15 protein-coding genes are annotated in these 18,701 nt (G+C 71.0%); 8 read left to right on the top strand and 7 right to left on the bottom strand.

Going from position 1 to position 18,701, the window contains the following annotated elements; genetic code table 11:
- Positions 1–57: 57 nt before the first annotated feature.
- The 6 genes from TR33_RS16610 to alr form a co-directional block, all read right to left on the bottom strand.
- Positions 58–1,014, bottom strand: coding sequence for a zinc-binding dehydrogenase (locus tag TR33_RS16610; RefSeq protein ID WP_017533342.1), 957 nt, complete (start codon positions 1,012–1,014; stop codon positions 58–60).
- Positions 1,015–1,128: 114 nt separating this feature from the next.
- Positions 1,129–2,160 carry a tRNA (adenosine(37)-N6)-threonylcarbamoyltransferase complex transferase subunit TsaD gene (tsaD, locus tag TR33_RS16605; RefSeq protein WP_017533341.1) on the bottom strand — a complete coding sequence of 344 codons (1,032 nt, stop codon included), beginning with the start codon at positions 2,158–2,160 and terminating at the stop codon, positions 1,129–1,131.
- Positions 2,153–2,590 (bottom strand): ribosomal protein S18-alanine N-acetyltransferase, encoded by a 438-nt coding sequence (gene rimI / locus TR33_RS16600; RefSeq protein WP_086003583.1) that lies wholly within the window; start codon positions 2,588–2,590, stop codon positions 2,153–2,155. Before rimI ends, tsaD begins: the two co-directional genes overlap by 8 nt.
- A gap of 23 nt (positions 2,591–2,613) precedes the next feature.
- Positions 2,614–3,285, bottom strand: a complete 672-nt coding sequence (gene tsaB / locus TR33_RS16595) for a tRNA (adenosine(37)-N6)-threonylcarbamoyltransferase complex dimerization subunit type 1 TsaB (protein ID WP_017533339.1) — start codon at positions 3,283–3,285, stop codon at positions 2,614–2,616.
- An 11-nt stretch (positions 3,286–3,296) separates the two neighbouring features.
- Positions 3,297–3,809, bottom strand: coding sequence for a tRNA (adenosine(37)-N6)-threonylcarbamoyltransferase complex ATPase subunit type 1 TsaE (gene tsaE / locus TR33_RS16590; RefSeq protein WP_026124772.1), 513 nt, complete (start codon positions 3,807–3,809; stop codon positions 3,297–3,299).
- Between the two features lie 115 nt (positions 3,810–3,924).
- Positions 3,925–5,052, bottom strand: coding sequence for an alanine racemase (alr, locus tag TR33_RS16585; RefSeq protein ID WP_042283974.1), 1,128 nt, complete (start codon positions 5,050–5,052; stop codon positions 3,925–3,927).
- A gap of 90 nt (positions 5,053–5,142) precedes the next feature.
- Here alr and TR33_RS16580 point away from each other — a divergent pair, with 90 nt between their 5' ends.
- Positions 5,143–5,754 carry a DUF6069 family protein gene (locus TR33_RS16580; protein WP_014910172.1) on the top strand — a complete coding sequence of 204 codons (612 nt, stop codon included), beginning with the start codon at positions 5,143–5,145 and terminating at the stop codon, positions 5,752–5,754.
- Positions 5,755–5,826: 72 nt separating this feature from the next.
- Here the strand turns inward: TR33_RS16580 and TR33_RS16575 are convergent, their stop codons facing one another.
- Entirely contained in the window at positions 5,827–7,059 is a 1,233-nt protein-coding gene (locus TR33_RS16575; RefSeq protein ID WP_017533336.1) for an ROK family transcriptional regulator, read from the bottom strand.
- Positions 7,060–7,174: 115 nt separating this feature from the next.
- On the opposite strand from TR33_RS16575, the gene TR33_RS16570 reads away from it, so the two are divergent.
- The 7 genes from TR33_RS16570 to TR33_RS16540 all read left to right on the top strand — a co-directional run bounded on the left by TR33_RS16570 (position 7,175) and on the right by TR33_RS16540 (position 18,599).
- Positions 7,175–8,332: a Gfo/Idh/MocA family protein gene (locus TR33_RS16570; protein ID WP_017533335.1), complete on the top strand. Its 1,158-nt coding sequence runs from the start codon at positions 7,175–7,177 to the stop codon at positions 8,330–8,332.
- Complete coding sequence (locus tag TR33_RS16565; protein ID WP_042284031.1) at positions 8,329–9,834, top strand: sugar ABC transporter ATP-binding protein; 1,506 nt, start codon at positions 8,329–8,331, stop codon at positions 9,832–9,834. The genes TR33_RS16570 and TR33_RS16565 overlap by 4 nt, the downstream gene beginning before the upstream one ends.
- Positions 9,831–10,904: an ABC transporter permease gene (locus tag TR33_RS16560; protein ID WP_017533333.1), complete on the top strand. Its 1,074-nt coding sequence runs from the start codon at positions 9,831–9,833 to the stop codon at positions 10,902–10,904. The genes TR33_RS16565 and TR33_RS16560 overlap by 4 nt, the downstream gene beginning before the upstream one ends.
- Positions 10,901–11,947, top strand: a complete 1,047-nt coding sequence (locus TR33_RS16555) for an ABC transporter permease (protein WP_017533332.1) — start codon at positions 10,901–10,903, stop codon at positions 11,945–11,947. The genes TR33_RS16560 and TR33_RS16555 overlap by 4 nt, the downstream gene beginning before the upstream one ends.
- Before the next feature lie 5 nt (positions 11,948–11,952).
- Positions 11,953–13,161, top strand: a complete 1,209-nt coding sequence (locus TR33_RS16550) for a substrate-binding domain-containing protein (protein WP_017533331.1) — start codon at positions 11,953–11,955, stop codon at positions 13,159–13,161.
- Positions 13,162–13,163: 2 nt separating this feature from the next.
- Positions 13,164–14,072: a sugar phosphate isomerase/epimerase family protein gene (locus TR33_RS16545; protein ID WP_017533330.1), complete on the top strand. Its 909-nt coding sequence runs from the start codon at positions 13,164–13,166 to the stop codon at positions 14,070–14,072.
- Positions 14,073–14,264: 192 nt separating this feature from the next.
- On the top strand, positions 14,265–18,599 hold the full coding sequence (locus TR33_RS16540; protein ID WP_042283972.1) for a ThuA domain-containing protein: 4,335 nt from the start codon (positions 14,265–14,267) through the stop codon (positions 18,597–18,599).
- The last annotated feature ends 102 nt before the right edge of the window (positions 18,600–18,701 follow it).

Raw genomic sequence — 18,701 nt, 5'->3', positions numbered from 1 at the left:
CGGGGCCCGGAGCGACGAACGCTCCGGGCCCCGCCCCGTTCCGATGGTCGGACCGGGTCAGTTCGTGAAGACGATCTTGCCGAAGACATCGCCCTGGGCCATGGCGCGGAAGCCCTCGGCGGCGTCCTTCAGCGGCAGGACCCGGTCGATCTCGGGTCGCAGACCGGTGCGCACGCACATCTCGGTCAGGGCCCGCAGCTCCTCCCAGGTGCCCATGGTCGAACCCAGCACCCGCAGCTGGAGGAAGAACACCCTGGTCAGCTCGGCGGGCGGGGCGTCTCCGCTGGTGGCGCCGCAGGTGACGATGGCACCGCCCGGCTTCAGCGAACGGACCGAGTGCCTCCAGGTGGCCTGGCCGACCGAGTCGAACACCACGTCCACCCGCTCGGGCAGCCGCTCCCCCGAGGGCAGGGCCGCGTAGGCGCCCAGTTCCAGGGCCTTCGCCCGTTTGTCCTCGTCCCTACTGGTCACGTACACGCGATGGCCGACCTGGGCGGCGAGCTTGATGAGCGCCACCGACACCCCGCCGCCGGCCCCCTGCACCAGCACCGTCGATCCGGGCCGCAGGTCGGCCTTGTCGAAGAGCATGCTGTAGGCGGTCAGCCAGGCCGTGGGCAGACAGGCGGCCTCCTCGAAGGACAGTTCGGCGGGCTTGGGGAGGAGGTTGGCCTTGGGGACGAGCACCTTCTCGGCGAAGGTGCCGTCGTAGTGCTCCGACAGGAGGGAGAAACGCGGGGTGGTCCCCGGTGCGGCGGGTTCGGTGATCACGCTGTGCACGATGACCTCGTCGCCGTTCTCGTCGATCCCGGCGGCGTCCCCGCCCAGGATCATCGGGAGCCGGTCCTCCCCCAGGGCGACGCCGCGCAGGCTCCAGAGGTCGTGATGGTTGAGCGAGGCGGCCTTGACCCGGACCGTCGTCCATCCCTCACGGGGTTCGGGGTCGGGGCGCTCGCCGGCCTCCAGGCCGGAGAGGGGGTCGTCGGGCGCGATACGGGCTGCGGTGATGGCGAACATGCCCGTAGCCAACCACGGGCCCGGGCGTCGATTCCAGCCCCCGCCCGGGTTCGGGGGAACGTCGAGGGCCCCGTCGCGGTGGACGCGACGGGGCCCTCGTGGGCGGGAGACGGTTCACACCGCCAGCGGCGATCCCACCGGAAGCGACGTGTCCGTGGCCAGGCTCAGGGACGACGGCGGCAGCCCCGCCTTCACCACCTCGGCGCCCAGGGCGGCGATCATCGCGCCGTTGTCGGTGCACAGACGCGGACGCGGGACCCGCAGTTCGATCCCGGCCTCGGCGCAGCGCTGTTCGGCCAGGGCGCGCAGCGCCGAGTTGGCCGCCACTCCGCCGCTGATCACCAGCGTGCTCACGCCGTGCTCCACGCAGGCGTCGACCGCCTTGCGGGTGAGCACGTCCACCACCGACTCCTGGAAGCCGGCGGCGATGTCGGCGACCACCAACGGCTCGCCCCTGCGGTCGGCGTCCTCCACGTGCCGGGCCACGGCGGTCTTGAGCCCCGAGAAGGAGAAGTCGTAGGTGCCGTCGCCCCACTTGCCGCGCGGGAAGCGGATGGACTTGGGGTCGCCCTTCTGGGCGGCCCGGTCGATCGGCGGGCCGCCCGGGTAGGGCAGCTCCAGCAGGCGGGCGACCTTGTCGTAGGCCTCGCCGGCGGCGTCGTCGACCGTGTCGCCGAGCGAGACCACGTCGGTGGCCAGGTCGTTGACGAGCAGCAGCGAGGTGTGGCCGCCGGAGACCAGGAGGGCGATCGACGGCTTGGGCAGCGGCCCGTGCTCCAGCTGGTCCACCGCCACGTGACCGACCAGGTGGTTGACCCCGTACAGCGGCTTGTCCAGCGCCATGGCGTAGGCCTTGGCCGCCGAGACCCCCACCAGGAGGGCTCCGGCCAGGCCGGGTCCCGCGGTGACGGCGATCGCGTCGACGTCGGCGAGGGTGACCCCGGCGTTGTCCAGGGCCCGTCGCACGGTGGGCGTCATGGCCTCCAGGTGGGCGCGGCTGGCCACCTCGGGGACCACTCCGCCGAAGCGGACGTGCTGGTCGACGCTGGAGGCCACCGAGTCACCGAGCAGCTCGCAGCCTCGGACCAGCGCCACCCCGGTCTCGTCGCAGGACGACTCGATCCCGAGGATCAACGGCTCACTCATGGCTTCCCCTCTCGGCGACGCGCCGCATGACGATGGCGTCCGCGCCCTTGTAGTAGCCCCGGCGGACGCCGATCTCGACGAAGCCGAACCGTCGGTACAGCTCCTGCGCGCGCGGGTTGTCCGAACGCACCTCCAGGAACATGTGGGTGACGCCGTACTCGGCGGCCCGGTCGAGGAGCCCGGTGAGCAGGGCGCGCCCGATGCCCCTGCCCCAGGAGCCCTCGGCCACGGCCATGGTCTGTACGTCGCCCTCGGGCGGCACGAAGCGCAGCCCGGCGTAGCCGACGATCGTGTCCTCGGCCTCGGCCACCACGTAGTGGCGGGTGCTCGTCTCGGCGAGCTCGTCGCGGAGCATGCCCTCGCTCCAGGCGTCGAGGGGGAACAGGGCCCGCTCCAACTCCATGACGGCGGGCACGTCGTCGGTGGTCATCCGTCGCAGGGACGGCGTCACGGTCACTTCACCCACTGGCGGACCTTCTTCGGGGCGCCGGGCTCGACGGCGTCGGGACGGCGCAGGTAGAGGGGGTCGGGGGCGGGGAGCTTCTCGCCGAGGCGCAGACGCCTCAAGGCGAGTTCGGCCATGGCGGCGGCGTCCGGCAGCAGCGGTTCCTCGGCGGGGGCGCCCAGGACCTCGGAGTACATGCGGGCGCCGTCGCCGATCAGGGGCAGCCCCTCGGTGTCGATCTCGGCGGGCCGGGCGACCCGGACCTCGCCCACCCGGGTGAGGTGGTCGTCGTAACGCGCCCAGAACACCTCCTTGCGGCGGGCGTCGGTCATGCCGAGGAAGGGCTCGTCACGTCCGGTGGCGAAGGCCAGGGCGTCCAGGGTGACCACGCCGTGGCAGGGGATGCCCAGGGCGTCCGCGAGCGCGTGCCCGGTGGCCAGGCCGACCCTCAGGCCCGTGTAGGGGCCGGGGCCGACGCCCACCGCGATGTGGTCGAGGTCGGTCAGGGCGAGTCCGGACTCGGTGAGCAGGTCGCGCACCGTGGGGGTCAGGAGCTCGCCGTGGCGACGCGCGTCGACCGAGCTCGCGCTCGCTCGAAGGGTGAAGGCGCCGTCGGCGTCGGTCTCGCCGATCGCCGCGGTGACCGCCGGGGTGGCGGTGTCGAAGGCCAGGAGCAACACGGGTGTTCCGCCTATCCGCGCCCGGCGGCGGTGCCGGGCAGTTCGATGTCGGCCCACCGGGCGCCGACCGGGCGCAGGTGGACGGTGCGGGTGTCGTCGGGGTGGCGTTCGATGCGGATCTCCAGCCGATCGTCGGCCAGCCCCTCGGCCACGCCCTCGCCCCACTCGACGACGGTGACGGAGTCGGGGAGGGTCATGTCCAGGTCGATGTCGTCGATCTCCTCGGGGCCGCCCAGACGGTAGGCGTCCACGTGGACGAGGGCCGGGCCCTCCGCCAGGGAGGGGTGGATCCGGGAGATGATGAAGGTCGGAGAGGTGACCGCCCCCCGCACGCCCAGGCCTTCACCCAGGCCCTGGGTGAAGGTGGTCTTGCCCGCGCCCAGCGGCCCGGAGAGGATCAGCAGGTCTCCGGGGCGGGCGAGGGCGGCGAGGTCACGGCCGAGCGTGCGCATGGCGTCGTCCGTCGCGGCGGTGACCGTGTGGACGTGGGACACGCCCGCTGTGGTGGCTGTGGTGTCTGTCATCGGGCTCGCAGCTTGTTCGGGTGGTGGATCGATCGACGATCGGACGCGCCGAAGTTCCCTCTTCACCCAGGTTAGGTCGGGTGAAGGAGGTTCGTGACCGATATCGGGGAGTGCGTCAGTGACCGCCGACATACTCCCGGGGCACGCGGGTGCCGATCCTCGTGACGATCTCGTACGGGATGGTGTCCAGGACCTCGGCCCATTCCTCGGCGGTCGGGACACCCGGGGACTCGGCCGGGTCGCCGAACAGTACCGCGTACTCGCCCGCCTCCACGGCGTCGTCCTCGACATCCACAACGAACTGGTCCATGCAGACTGTTCCCGCGATGGTCCGGCGGCGCCCTCCCACGAACACGGGACCCTTGTTGGTCGCGGCGCGGGGGACGCCGTCGGCGTAGCCCAGCGGCACCACGGCCAGCGTGGTCTCACGATCGGTGACGTACCGGTGTCCGTAGGAGACGCCGCTGCCCTCCGGGACGCGCTTGGTCAGTGCGATCCTGGATTCCAGGGTCATGGCGGGACGCAATCCGGGCACGTCCAAACCCGGGATCGGGCAGAGACCATAACTCGCGATCCCCCCGCGGACCAGGTCGTACCTGGCCTCGGGCACGGTGAGCAGCGCCGCCGAGTTCGCGATGTGCCGCACCTCGGGGGTCAGCCCCGCCTTCTCGACCAACGCCAGAGCCTGGTCGAACACGTCCAGCTGTGCCCGGATCGAAGGGTGGCCGGGCTCGTCGGCGCAGGCGAAGTGCGACCAGACGCCGCTGACCTTGAGGACCCCTTCCTCCTCGGCGCGCGCCGCGATCTCCACGACCGACTCCCAGTCGGAGACGGCGACCCCACCGCGGTTCAACCCGGTGTCGGCCTTGAGCTGGACCCGCGCGACCCGTCCCAGACGGCGTGCCTCGGAGATCACCGTGTCCAGGACGGCGCGGTCGCTGACGCCCAGGTCGATGTCGGCCTCGATCGCCTCGCCCACCGCTTCACCCGGCGGAACGATCCAGGACAGCACCGGGACGGTGATCCCGCCACGGCGCAACTCCAGCCCCTCCTTGATCAGGGCCGTCCCCAACCAGGTGGCGCCACCCGTGATGAGGGCGCGCGCCACGGGCAGCATGCCGTGGCCGTATCCGTCGGCCTTGACCACGCCCATGAGGGGCGTACCGCCGGCGATCTCACGGAGCAGCCGGGCATTGGAGGCGATCGTGTCCAGGTTGACGCGAGCGTGCGCGAAAGGAGCCATGCCCCCAGTGTTCCACGCGTGGGTTACCGCCTCGGAGCTGCGGGTATGTGGCTTACGACCGAGTTAGCGCCCTCTTTTGGGGATATCGGCATGAACGAAAACGGAAGTGAACGAGCCGTCGACGTCACCCGGCTCTGGTCCGGCGGACTGGCCACCGCGGTGGTCGCCGCGTTGGTCATCTTCGCGGGGACCCTGATCGTCCGCGGGGTGTTCGGAATCCCGGTGTTGGCCCCCGAGGAGGCCGGCCACCTGGGAGACGCCGGAACGGTCGGCTACGCGCTCATGGCGGGCATGGTCGCCCTGTTGGCGACCGCGCTGCTGCACCTGCTGTTGCTGTCGGCACCGCGGGCGCTCTCGTTCTTCGGCTGGATCGTCGGTCTGGCCACGGCCATCGCGGCCGTCACGCCCTTCACCCAGGGCGCCGAGCTCTCCAGCCAGATCGCGACCGGACTGATCAACCTGGTCTGCGGTATCGCGATCGCCTCGCTGCTGAGCGGCGTGGGCCGGAGCGCGCTCGTCCGTCGCCGCGGCGACCGACCCGTCCCACCGCAGCGCCCCGCGCTGCGACACGAGGGTGTCCTGCCCGACATCGAGCAGGAGGAGTACGACCCCACGCGCTATCGCGCGATGGACGATGACGCCGAGTACGAGCACAGGCGCGCCGAGGAGGAACGCGCCCGCCACGGCCACCGCGACATCTAGCGCACGAACGCGGGAGGGGGCGGGACCCGAGAAGGGTCCCGCCCCCTCCCCCGTGTTCGGTGTCCTATGAGGTCAGGAACCCGCGACGAGGGTCTCGACGTGGCGGGCGCTCAGACAGTGGTCGATCACCATGACCGCCGCCCCGACGACCCCCGCGCCCTCCCCCGCCTTGGAGGAGACGATGCGCAGGTTCTCGGTGGCCAGCGGCAGTGAGCGCTGGTAGATGATCTCCCGCGCTCCCGCGAGGAGGTGGTCGCCGGCCTGGGCCAGGACCCCGCCGATGACGATCACCGAGGGGTTGAACATGTTGACGGCGGCGGCCAGGACCTCGCCGATGTCACGTCCGGCCTGACGCAGCGCTCGCAGGGCCGGGATCGATCCGTTCCGGGACAGCTCCACCACGTCGCGGGCCCCCGCGGCGGGAACCCCCTCTGCGGTGAGCGCCTCGGCCAGGGCGTGCCCGCCGGCGACCGCCTCCAGGCAGCCGGTGTTGCCACAGCGGCAGGGGAGTTCCCGGGCGTTGGGGACGTGGATGTGCCCGATGTCCCCGGCCGCCCCTTGGGCGCCCCGATAGACACCGCCCTCGCTGACGATGCCGCAGCCGATACCGGTGGCGACCTTCACGAACAGCAGGTGGTCGGCGTCGGGCCATGCGACGTGGTGTTCGCCGACCGCCATGATGTTGACGTCGTTGTCCACGAGCACGGGGCGTTCGATACGACGTTCGACGTGGCCGGAGACGTCGAAGTGGTCCCACCCGGGCATGATCGGCGGGTTGACCGCCCGACCGGCGGAGTGCTCGACCGGACCGGGCAGGCCCATCCCGAGGCCGAGGAGTTCGTCGGTTCCGCGTCCCGTCGCGTCCAGCAGGGCCAGGCCGTGCTCGACGACCCAGTCCAGGACGGGCTCGGGGCCCAGGGCGATGTCGAGGTCGGCGCGGTCCTCGGCGAGGACCGCCCCGGACATGTCGGTGAGGGCCAGCCGCGCGTGGGTGGCGCCGAGGTCGGCCGCGAGGACGACGCGCGCCTCCGGCCGGAACGAGAAGGTCGTGGGCGGACGGCCTCCGGTCGAGACCGCCTCTCCGGCCGGTCCGATGAGCCCGCCGGCCAGCAACGCGTCGACGCGCTGGGTGACCGTGGAGCGGGCCAGACCGGTGACGGAGGCCAGTTCGGAGCGGGTACGGGGGCGACCGTCCCGGAGCAGTCGGAGCAGGGTTCCCGCGCCGGGGGCGGCGGTGGGGTTACCGGAGGCGCGTGGGCCGGCCGCCCCCGCCCTTCCCGGTTCGGTGAGCGCGTCTTCCGTCATGTGACCAGTGAATCACAGGATCTATTGCTCTTCCTCCCTCCAACTAATTTGTCCAGATGCGGCAACTTTTGCTTGACCATCGACATAAGTGCGACGTAACGTCTCCGTCATGTCAGTGAAGAAGGTCACAAGTCCGGACGCCCCCACGTCCGGACCGACCACCCCCCGGACATACCGAGCCGCGATCATCGGCACCGGCTTCATGGGACGGGTCCACTCCCACGCGATCCGGGCCCTCGGCGGCGAGATCGTCGGCGTCGCCGGTTCCTCCCATGCGAAGGCCGAACGGTTCCGCGCCTCCCACGGCATCGCCCGAGCCCACTCGGACGCCCTCGAACTCGTCCACGACCCCGACGTGGACGTGGTGCACGTGTGCACCCCCAACCATCTGCACGCCCCGCTGACGCGGGCGGCGCTGGCCGCCGGCAAGCACGTGGTCTGCGAGAAACCCCTGGCCACCGACGCCGCCACCGCGCGCGAACTCACACAGAGCGCCCGAGAGGGCGGGCGGGTCGCCGTGGTCCCCTTCGTCTACCGCTTCCATCCCATGGCCCGCGAGGCCCGGGCCCGGGTGGCCGCCGGCTCCCTCGGCAGGGTCGGGCTGGCGCACGGCGGCTACCTCCAGGACTGGTTCCTCTCCCCCGAGGAGGACAACTGGAGGGTCGATCCGGACATCGGCGGCCCCACCCGGGCCTTCGGGGACATCGGTTCGCACTGGTGCGACATGCTCGAGTTCGTCACCGGGGACCGCGTCACCGCGGTCAGCGCCCAGACCTCGCGGATCACCGACTCCCGGGGGACGGACGGCGGTCGGTCCGTCACCACCGAGGATCTGGCGTCGTTCCAGTTCACCACCGCGGGCGGGGCGATCGGCACGGCGGTGATCAGCCAGGTGTCGCCGGGACGCAAGAACCAGCTGTTCCTCGAGGTCTCCGGAACCGAGGGGTCCCTGCGCTTCGACCAGGAACGACCCGAGACCCTGTGGTCGGGCGAACGCGCCCGGACCGGCACCGTCTCCCGGGACGACCCCGGCCTCAGCGCCGAGGCGGCCCGCATGGTGCGGCTCCCCGTCGGCCATCCGCAGGGCTATCAGGACTGCTTCAACGCGCTGATCGCCGACACCGCGGCCGCCATCGCCGGACATCGGCCGGAGGGACTCCCGGTCTTCGCCGACGGCCTGCGGGCCGCCGTCCTCGCCGAGGCCGTCCTGCTCTCGGCACGGGAACGGCGATGGGTCGACGTCCCGCCCACGGACGAGGCGGATCCCACGTGAACGCCGCGCCCCTGCTCAGAATGACCGGCATCGACAAATCCTTCCTGGGCGTACGAGTCCTGCACGGTGTCGACCTGGAGCTGCGTTCCGGGGAGCTGCACGCCCTGGTCGGTGAGAACGGCGCGGGCAAGTCCACGCTGATGAAGGTGCTGGCCGGGGTGCACCGACCCGACGGCGGGCGGATCGAGATCGACGGCGCGGAGGTCTCCTTCGACCACCCCTCGCGGGCCCGCCGCGCCGGTGTGTCCACCGTGTTCCAGGAGTTCAACCTGCTCCCGGAGCGGACCGTCGCCCAGAACGTGTTCCTGGGGCGGGAGATCCTCTCCCGGGGGCTGGTGGACGACCGGGCCATGGAGCGGACCACCGCCGAGCTGCTCGACGACCTGGGCCTGGAGGGCATCTCCCCCAGGGCGAGGGTCCGGCATCTGTCCGTGGCCGAACAGCAGGTGGTGGAGATCGTCAAGGCGCTCTCCCACGACGCGCGCGTCATCTCCATGGACGAGCCGACGGCGGCCCTGGCCGACCACGAGGTCGAGGTCCTCTACCGGATCATCGCCCGTCTGCGCGAACGCGGCGTGGGCGTCCTCTACGTCTCCCACCGGCTCAAGGAGATCTTCGACCTGGCCGACACCATCACCGTCCTCAAGGACGGCCATCGGGTCGACACCGTCCCGGCCGACGACATCGCCCCCGCCGACCTGGTGCGCAGGATGGTGGGACGCCCCGTCTCCTCGGTCTTCCCCGAACGGCTCGAACCGCACGGCGAGCACGTGGGCCGGGTGCGCCTGGCGGTCTCCGGCGGCGGCAACACCCGGTTGGACGGGATCGACCTGGAGGTGCGCGGCGGCGAGATCGTCGGCCTGGCCGGGCTCCAGGGCAGCGGCCGCACCGAGATCGCGCACGCCCTGTTCGGCGTCGACCGGTTCACCCGGGGCGAGGTCCACGTCGACGGGCGGCGGGTCGATCCGCGCTCGCCGCGCCGGGCGATCCGCGCCGGACTGGCCCTGGTCACCGAGGACCGCAAGGCCCAGGGACTGGCGCTCGAACAGTCCGTCACGGCCAACGCCCGTCTCGTCCTGGACGCCGTGAACCCGTTCGGTTCCGCCCGACGCGCCGCGCGCGTCCCCGGCCTCCTCTCCTCCCTGGAACTGGTGGCACGGGGCGGCCCTCGCCAGGAGGTCCGGTACCTGTCCGGCGGCAACCAGCAGAAGGTGGTGCTGGCCAAGTGGCTGGTCACCGACCCCGGTGTCATGGTGCTGGACGAGCCCACCCGGGGGATCGACGTGGGCGCCAAGCAGGCCGTCTACACGCTGATGCGCGAGTTGGCCGCCGCGGGTGTGGCCGTCCTCCTCATCTCCTCCGAACTCCCCGAGCTGATCGGTATGTCCGATCGCCTGGTCGTGCTCGACGACGGCCGGGTGGCGGGAGAACTGCCGGGCGGCTCCGACGAGGAGACCGTGATGGCCCTGGCGACCGGCGCCGCGAGGGAGGCCGTCTCATGACCCCCTCCCCTTCACCTCTGAGAGACCTCCTGGATCGGGCCGGCACCACCGGAGCGGTCTACGCGGCCCTGGCGGGCGTCCTGGTGATCGGTTCGCTCTTCGTGGCCTTCCAGGGATCCCACCTGTTCACCGCCGCCAACACGGTGGACCTGTTCACCAGGGGCAGCCTGCTGGGCTTCCTGGCCATCGGCCAGACCCTGGTGATCCTGTGCCGCTCCCTCGACCTGTCGGTCGGCTACGTCGCCGCCCTGTCCACGATGGTCTCGGCGATCGTCATGGCCGGGGACCCCTCCCGGATCGTCCTCGGCATCGGCGCCACCCTGGGGCTGGCGGCCCTCATCGGCCTGGTCAACGGGCTCGTCGTCACCCGTCTGCGGGTCAACCCCTTCATCACCACCCTGGGGACGGGGCTGCTCATCAAGGGCTACCTCGACACACGGTTCCAGGGGCCGGCCGGGTCGATACCCGCCGAGTTCCAGACGTTCGGGCTCTCCCGGATCGGCGTGCTCCCGGTGTCCACACTGGTCATGCTGGCTCTGGCGGTGCTCGCGATCCTCTTCCTGCGGCGTACCCGGATGGGCTTCCACATGTACGCGGTGGGCGGGGACTCCGAGGTGGCCCGGCTCTCCGGGATCCGTCCCGAGATCCCCGTGATCACCGCGCACGTGCTGTGCTCGATGACGGCCGGGATCGCCGGACTGCTCCTGGCCTCCCGTTTCGGCACCGGCAACACGCTGGTCTACAACAACGGCTACGAACTGGAGGCCATCGCCGCGGTCGTGCTCGGCGGCACCTATCTGCTGGGCGGACGCGGCGGGGTGGCCGGGACCATGGCGGGGGTGTTCATCCTCGCCACCCTGGACACGGTGTTCAACACGCTCTCGGTCGACCCCTTCGTCAAGGACGTGCTGCGCGGCGCCATCGTCATCGCCGCGGTGGCCGTCTACGCCCGAGGGCGACACGGGCGCACCTCCGTCCGGCCCCGTTTCACCTCCGGTGGCGCACCACCGGCTCCCCCGCCCCCACCACCCCCGACGGCGACGCCCTCGGCCCGGGGAGGAGACCGATGACCCGCCCGACCCGCCTCTCCCCCGGCGCCCTGTCGTCCGCCCTCCGCGGCGGCACCGGGACCGTGGCCGTCCTACTGACCTTGATCTTCCTGGTCATCGCCGTACAGAACCCGTCGTTCTTCGAAGGCCCGCCGCTGATGGCGTTCGCGAAGAAGGCGGCGCCCCTGGTCGTGCTCGCGCTCGGCCAGTACCTGGTGATCGTCTCCGGCGAGTTCGACCTCTCGGTCGGCTCCCTGGTGGGCGCGCAGGTGGTGATCGCGGCCCGGTTGATCGACGGCGACGAGGCCTCGACCCTGCCGGTCATCGGCCTGATGCTGCTCTTCGGTCTCGTCGTGGGGCTGGTCAACGGCCTGATCACCACGGTGTTGAGGGTCCCGTCGATCATCACCACCCTCGGCACGATGCTGATCCTGTTCGGCGCCGTGCGCTACTGGACGGGCGGCGCGCCCACCGGGGCCCTGTCGGAGGGGTTCCGGGTGTTCGGCCGGCACGGCCTCGACGGCGTGCCCGTCATCGGCCAACTGCCCTGGGCGTTGGTGATCGCTGCGGTCCTGACGGTCGGCGCGGTCCTCCTCATGCGCTCGCCCTATGGACGTTCCCTGATGGCCACCGGCGACAACGACACCGCCGCCGCCTTCTCCGGGGTCCGCGTACGACGGGTGCGCACCCTGGCCTTCGTCGGCTCGTCCCTGGCGGCCACCGTGGCGGCCATCCTCATCGGCGGCTTCGCCGGGGTCACCGCCCAGGTCGGCCAGGGGCTGGAGTTCACCGCCATCACGGCCGTCGTCCTCGGCGGGGTGGTGTTGGGCGGCGGTCGCGGGAGCGTCATCGCGGCCGTACTCGGCGCGCTCACCGTCGAAGCGCTCTTCACCCTGTTCAACCAGCTCTACCTGCCCTCGACCATCCAGCCGGCGGCGCAGGGGCTCATCATCATCGCGGCCGTGGCCTACGCCTCGCGCCGTGGCGACCGGAGACCGCCGAGACACGCGCGACGGCGGCCGGTCCACCCGAACGATCGACCGCTCGACCCTTCCCGGAGGTAACCCCCATGCGCCTACCCCCCGCGTTCCTCGCCGGCGCCGCCGGCCTGACCCTGCTGCTCACCGCCTGTACGACCGACGCCCCCGAGGGGGCGGACGGCGCCGGCGGAGAGAACGGCGCCGCCACGACCCCGGACGCCGAGTGGTTCGACCAGGCCGAGTTCGACGCGCAGCTCGCCCAGCGCGAGATCACCCCCGAGGGCCCGGACGCCGAGCCCTGGGCCCAGGCGATCGAGCCCGAATGGATCGACACCGCCGAGTTCGCCATCGACGACCCCGAGAACGCCCGGGTCTGCTTCTCCAACGCCTCGGTGTCCAACCCCTGGCGGGTCACCGGCTCCATCACCATGCGCCAACAGGCGGAGGCGCTGATCGAGGAGGGGCGGATCGGTGGTTTCTCCTCCTCCGACGCGGCCGACGACGACAACCAGCAGATCTCCGACATCCAGGCGTTCGTGGACTCCGGGGACTGCGACGCCATCATCATCTCCCCGTCCACGACGGCCACGTTGACCCCGGCGGTGGAGACCGCCTGCGAGAGCGGGGTCCCGGTGATCGTCTTCGACCGGGGCGTGAACAGCGACTGCATGGTCACGTTCATCCACCCGATCGGCGGCTACGCCTACGGGGCCGACGCCGCCGAGTTCCTGGTCGAGAACCTGGAGCCGGGGTCGACCGTCCTGGCCCTGCGGATCCTGCCCGGCGTGGACGTGCTCGAACACCGCTGGGCCGCGGCCCAGCAGGTCTTCGGCGACAGCGACCTGGAGCTGCTCGGTTTCGAGTTCACCGAGGGCGACGGGGCCCAGATCAAGGACCTGGTCTCCCAGCACCTGCAACGAGGTGAGGTCGACGGCATCTGGATGGACGCCGGAGACGGGGCCGTCGCGGGCCTGGAGGCCTTCGAGGACGCCGGCCGCCCCTATCCGGTGATCGCCGGCGAGGACGAACTCAGCTTCATGCGCAAGTGGGACGAGGAGGGGCTGACGGCGATCGCCCCGGTGTACTCCAACTTCCAGTGGCGCACCCCGATGCTCGCGGCGGGCATGATCCTCGCGGGCGAGGAGGTCCCGGCCGAGTGGGTCCTGCCGCAGGAGCCGATCCGTCAGGACGAGCTCGACGACTACCTGGAGCGCAACTCCGAGATGCCCTCCCTGCACTACGCGAAGTTCGGCGGCGAGGACCTGCCCGGTTTCCCCGAGGCGTGGGTGGACCGGTAGGGATGCGCGCGCTGGGGGTCGACACCTGGGTCTGGACGTCACCGCTCACCGACGCCGAACTGCGTCGGATCGCGCCCCGCGTGGCGGGGTGGGGGTTCGACGTGCTGGAACTGCCGGTCGAGGAGATCGGCGACTGGAACCCCGCCCACGCCCGGACGCTCCTGGACGATCTGGGGCTCGGCGCCACCGTCGTCCTGGTCATGTCCCCGGGCAGGGAGCTCGTGGCGACCGATCCCGGCACCGTTCGACGGACCAGGGACTACCTCAGGCGGGTCGTCGACGCCGCGGCGGAGGTCGGTTCCACCGTCGTCGCGGGTCCGGCCTATGCCTCGGTGGGGCGTACCTGGCGCATGTCCCCGAAAGAGCGGGCGGGGCTGCGCTCGGAGCTCACCGAGGCTCTGGCCCCCGTGGTCGACCACGCGTCGGCCGCAGGGGTGCGGATCGCCGTGGAGCCGCTGAACAGGTACGAGACCAGCGTGCTCAACACGGTGGACCAGGCGTTGGAGGCGCTCGCGGACCTGCCCGCCGAACACTGCGGTCTCGCCTTGGACGTCTACCACATGAACATCGAGGAGAAGGATGTGGCGGAGGCGATCTCCCGGGCCGCCGGGCGCATCCACCACGTCCAGGTTTGTGCGAATGACCGAGGAACGCCCGGCGCCGATCACCTGGACTGGTTACAGATCGTGACAAAACTAGATGAATCCGGTTACCCGGGACCCCTGGTGATCGAGTCGTTCACAGCGCACAATGTGAGCGTCGCCACGGCGGCGTCCATATGGCGGCCCCTGGCCGCCTCCCAGGACGCCCTCGCTGTCGACGGTCTGGCCTTCCTCCGTTCGATCACCACCTCGGAACCTCCTCCGTCTCCCTCCCCCACGCCCCCGGTGAAAGGAGCCGCCATGGACTGAGCACCCCGATGAGGCGGCCTCCCCCGCTTCCGAACGCGATAGCAGGAACTCCCCGACGGACCCCGTCCACGCGTCCACCGACGACCGGTCCCCGACCGGCGCCGGAACACCGTGGCCCGCAGACCGTCCCTGCCGTCGGCGCCGGCACGCCGCACGGACTCATCGACCCCCATTCTCCGGATGAGGTTCCCCGTGATCACCAGCCCCCTGAGAGCGTTGGGCGCGACCGTCGCGGCCATCGCCATGGCCATCGGCCTGACATCGGTCCCCGCCCAGGCGGACGAGGTCGAACAGGACCCGTTCACCGCGCTGATCTTCTCCAAGACCACCGGCTTCCGACACGACTCCATCCCCCACGGCGTCGCCCTCTACGAGGCTCTCGCCGAGGAACACGGCTTCGAGACAGAGCACACCGAGGACGCCGACGTCTTCAACGAGGAGGACCTGGCCCGCTTCGACGTGGTCGTCTGGCTCTCCACCACCGGCGACGTGCTGGACGAGGACCAGCAGGGCGCCTTCGAGGACTACATCCGTTCGGGCGGCGGCTACGTCGGCGTCCACTCGGCCTCCGACACCCACTACGACTGGGAGTGGTACGGCGAACTGGTCGGCGCCTACTTCGCCAGTCACCCGCCCGGCACCCAGGACGCCACGGTCATGGTGAACGACCGTGTGCACCCCTCCACGGCCGGTCTTCCCGCTTCGTGGGAGCGGCACGACGAGTGGTACGACTACGACGTCAACCCGCGCGGCGACGTGCACGTCCTGGCCGGGCTCGACGAGAGCTCCTACGAGGAGCAGGTCGACCCGGCCGGCCAGATGGGGTACGACCACCCGATCGCCTGGTGCCAGGTCTACGACGGCGGCCGATCCTGGTACACCGGCGGCGGCCACACGAACGAGTCCTACTCCGAACCGGAGTTCACCGACCACCTCCTGGGCGGTCTCCAATGGGCGGCCGGCCGGGCCGAGGGCGACTGCGGCGCCACCGCCTGGGAGAACTTCCAGAAGGTCACCCTCGCCCAGGGCGAGGAGAACGTCGGCGAGCCGATGGGCATGGCGGTCCTGCCGGACGGCCGTGTCGTGCACACCTCGCGCGACGGCCGGGTGTCCCTGTGGTCCCCCGAGACCCACTCCACCGCCCTGCTCACCGATCTGCCCGTGTACGACCACGACGAGGACGGTCTTCAGGGCGTGGCCCTCGACCCGGACTTCGAGGAGAACGGGTGGGTGTACCTGTACTACGCGCCCGTGCTGGACGGGGTCCCCTCGGGTGAGGCGCCCTCGGACGGCGCGCCGGAGGACTTCGCCCCCTATGAGGCGCACAACAACCTGTCGCGTTTCCAGTTCGTGGACGGTGACGAGCCGACCCTGGACCTGGAGAGCGAACAGGTGATCCTGGAGGTCGAGGCCACGCGCGGCATGTGCTGCCACGTCGGCGGCGACATCGACTTCGACCACGAGGGACGTCTCCTCCTGGCCACCGGGGACGACACCAGCGCGTTCGGGTCGGACGGGTACACGCCGATCGACGAGCGCGAGAGCCGCAACCCGGCGTTCGACGCCCAGCGCAGCTCCGCCAACACCAACGATCTGCGGGGCAAACTCCTCCGGATCTCCGTCGACGAGGACGGCGGATACTCCATCCCCGAGGGCAACCTGTTCCCGCCGGAGACCTCCGACCCGGACCTGACCCGCCCGGAGATCTTCGCCATGGGTCTGCGCAACCCGTTCCGCTTCTCGGTCGACCCTCAGGACGGCGGCGTCTACCTGGGCGACTACGGACCCGACGCCCATGAGGCCGACCCCGAGCGAGGGCCGCAGAACACGGTGACCTGGCACCACATCACCGAGGCCGCCAATATCGGCTGGCCGTACTGCATCGGGAACAACTCCGCCTACGTCGACCACGACTTCGGGTCGGGGACCTCCGGTGAGGCGTTCGACTGCGCCGCGCCGGTGAACGACTCCCCGCGCAACACCGGTCTGGAGGAGCTGCCCCCGGTCACCCCGGCGTCGATCTGGTACTCCTACGAGGAGTCCGAGGAGTTCCCGCACCTGGGCGAGGGCAGCGGCTCCCCGATGGGCGGACCCGCCTACCACTACGACCCCGACCTGGAGTCGGACAACAAGTGGCCCGAGTACTACGACGGCGTCCCCCTGATGTACGAGTGGGGACGCCAGTGGATCAAGCAGATCCACCTGGACGACGAGGGCGGCGTCCTCGACATCACCGACACCGTGCCGGACATCGACCTGGCCAACCCCATGGACATGGAGTTCGGCCCGGACGGCGCCCTGTACGTGTTGGAGTACGGATCCGGCTACTTCGGCGGGGCCGAGGACTCGGCGATCTCCCGCATCGACTACGTCTCCGGCAACAGCCCGGTGGCCAGGATCGGGGTCGACACCACCTCCGGTCCGGCCCCGCTGACCGTGGAGTTCTCCGCCGAGGACTCCTTCCACCCCGGCGGCCTGCCCTTCGAGTACGCGTGGGCCTTCGGCGACGGCGCGACCTCGACCGAGGTCTCGCCCACGCACACCTTCACCGATGAGGGCCGTTACACCGTCACGTTGACGGTCACGGACGAGGAGGGACGTACGGGTACGGCGACGACGACGGTCACCGCCGGCAACACCGCGCCCGAGGTCTCCTTCGACACCCCGAGGGACGGACGGTTCTTCTCCTGGGGCGACGAGATCCCGTTCTCCGTCTCCGTGGAGGACACCGAGGACGGATCGATCGGCGACGGGATCGACTGCGGCGACGTTCAGGTCACCTCGTCCCTGGGACACGACTCCCACGCCCACCCCTGGACGCAGTACGACGCGTGCGAGGGCGTCAGCGTCACCGGGACCGACGGCGGCCACGGCCACGACATGAACATCTTCTGGGTACTCCAGGCCGAGTACACCGACGGCGGCGGAGCGGCCTCACCACCGCTGAGCGGCTCCGACGGGGTCAAGCTCAACCCGTCGCGGATGCAGGCCCAGTACTTCTCCGATAGCCGAGGCGTGCAGACCGAGGCGACGGAGGACGACGAGGGAGGGCTGCGCAACCTCTCCTGGATCGGGCACGGTGACTGGGTCTCCTACACCCCGGTCGACCTGTACGAGATCGAGGAGATCACCTTCCGGGTCGCCTCGGACGGATACGGCGGCGCCATCGAGGCCCGGGCCGGCTCCCCCGAGGGGGAGACGCTGGGCACGGTCGACGTCCCGGTCACCGGCGGCTGGCAGGAATGGACCGACGTGACCATGGAGGTGACCGATCCGGGCGGGACCATCGAGCTGTTCCTGGTCTTCACCGGAGACGACCCGGACGTGGCCGACGGTCTGTTCAACCTCAACTACTTCGAGGTCGGCCACGGGGACCACGAAGCCCCCGACGAGGGCCCCGAGGTCGCTCTGACCAGCCCCGAGGACGGTTCCGTCCACGCCCCGGGCGAGGACATCGCGCTCGCGGCGGAGGTCACCGACCACGGCGACGTCGGTATCGAAGGGGTGGAGTTCCTCGTCGACGGCGAACCGGTGGCCACGGCGACCGAGAGCCCCTACGAGGCCACCTGGACGGAGGTCGCCGAGGGCGAGTACTCCGTGAGCGCGGTCGCCACCGACGGCGACGGGGCGACCGGGACCTCGGCCTCCCACACGATCACCGTCGGCGAGGTCGCCGAACCCGAGGAGTGCGCCCCGCCGAACGTGGACGACGGGTACCGCGCCTTGTGGGACGGCGAATCCCTGGACGGCTGGAGCATGGCCGGACCGGGCGGCTTCGAGATCGTTCCGGACGAGGACGGATGCGTGCTCCGGACCGAGGGCGGCATGGGCCTGCTCCATCACGAGACCGAACTGGGCTCCTACCGGCTGAAGCTGGACTACCTCACCCCCGAGGAGAGCGACAACTCCGGTGTCTTCGTCGGCTTCCCCGACCCCGGGGACGACCCCTGGGTCGCCGTCGACCAGGGCTACGAGATCCAGATCGACCCGTTCGGCGCCCCGGCGGGCGACCCCCTCACCCGGACGGGAGCCGTCTACGGCTTCCAGGAGGCGAGCTCGCACCCCGAGGTCGTGGGCGAGTGGAACACGATGGAGATCGAGGTCGACGACCCGATGATCCGGGTCAGCGTCAACGGTGAGCTCGTCAACGAGTTCGAGAGCACCGACCCGGACCGGGACCTGTCCTCCGGGTTCATCGGACTCCAGAACCACGGCGACGCCGACACGGTCCTGTTCCGCGACGTACAGGTCATGGACCTGGAGGACGAGGTCGAGCCGATCACGTTCACCGAGGTCTCCGAGCGGATCGACGCGCTCGCCGACGAAGGGGCCCTGACCCACTCCGAGGCCCGCCGACTCGCCCCACAGCTGCGGCTGATCGAACACCACCTGGACACCGGACGGCCCGCCCAGGCCGAGCGTTCCCTGGAGCGCTTCGTCGCGGTCGTCGAGTCCGTGGTCGACGACGACGCCCGAGAGGAGTTGACCGACCTGGCCACCCGGCTCAGGGCCCTGCTCCCCGACTGACCCCACCGACACCCGGAGCCGCCGTGTCCACGGCGGTGAAGCACGACCGAACGCGGCGGGGCCTCCCCGGCCCCGCCGCCCCCGGCGGCGTCGCTCGCACGG

The organism is Nocardiopsis alba (genome assembly GCF_000710955.1).
GTDB classification, from domain to species: Bacteria; Actinomycetota; Actinomycetes; order Streptosporangiales; family Streptosporangiaceae; genus Nocardiopsis; species Nocardiopsis alba.
This window is presented reverse-complemented; position numbering and strand designations above follow the sequence as displayed.

What these genes read in the sequence shown, in the direction of transcription:
- TR33_RS16610 (WP_017533342.1), bottom strand. Translation starts at nt 1,014, where the DNA reads ATGTTCGCCATCACCGCAGCCCGTATCGCGCCCGACGACCCCCTCTCC.
- tsaD (WP_017533341.1), bottom strand. Translation starts at nt 2,160, where the DNA reads ATGAGTGAGCCGTTGATCCTCGGGATCGAGTCGTCCTGCGACGAGACC.
- rimI (WP_086003583.1), bottom strand. Translation starts at nt 2,590, where the DNA reads ATGACCACCGACGACGTGCCCGCCGTCATGGAGTTGGAGCGGGCCCTG.
- tsaE (WP_026124772.1), bottom strand. Translation starts at nt 3,809, where the DNA reads ATGACAGACACCACAGCCACCACAGCGGGCGTGTCCCACGTCCACACG.
- alr (WP_042283974.1), bottom strand. Translation starts at nt 5,052, where the DNA reads ATGGCTCCTTTCGCGCACGCTCGCGTCAACCTGGACACGATCGCCTCC.
- TR33_RS16580 (WP_014910172.1), top strand. Translation starts at nt 5,143, where the DNA reads ATGAACGAAAACGGAAGTGAACGAGCCGTCGACGTCACCCGGCTCTGG.
- TR33_RS16575 (WP_017533336.1), bottom strand. Translation starts at nt 7,059, where the DNA reads ATGACGGAAGACGCGCTCACCGAACCGGGAAGGGCGGGGGCGGCCGGC.
- TR33_RS16560 (WP_017533333.1), top strand. Translation starts at nt 9,831, where the DNA reads ATGACCCCCTCCCCTTCACCTCTGAGAGACCTCCTGGATCGGGCCGGC.
- TR33_RS16555 (WP_017533332.1), top strand. Translation starts at nt 10,901, where the DNA reads ATGACCCGCCCGACCCGCCTCTCCCCCGGCGCCCTGTCGTCCGCCCTC.
- TR33_RS16550 (WP_017533331.1), top strand. Translation starts at nt 11,953, where the DNA reads ATGCGCCTACCCCCCGCGTTCCTCGCCGGCGCCGCCGGCCTGACCCTG.
- TR33_RS16545 (WP_017533330.1), top strand. Translation starts at nt 13,164, where the DNA reads ATGCGCGCGCTGGGGGTCGACACCTGGGTCTGGACGTCACCGCTCACC.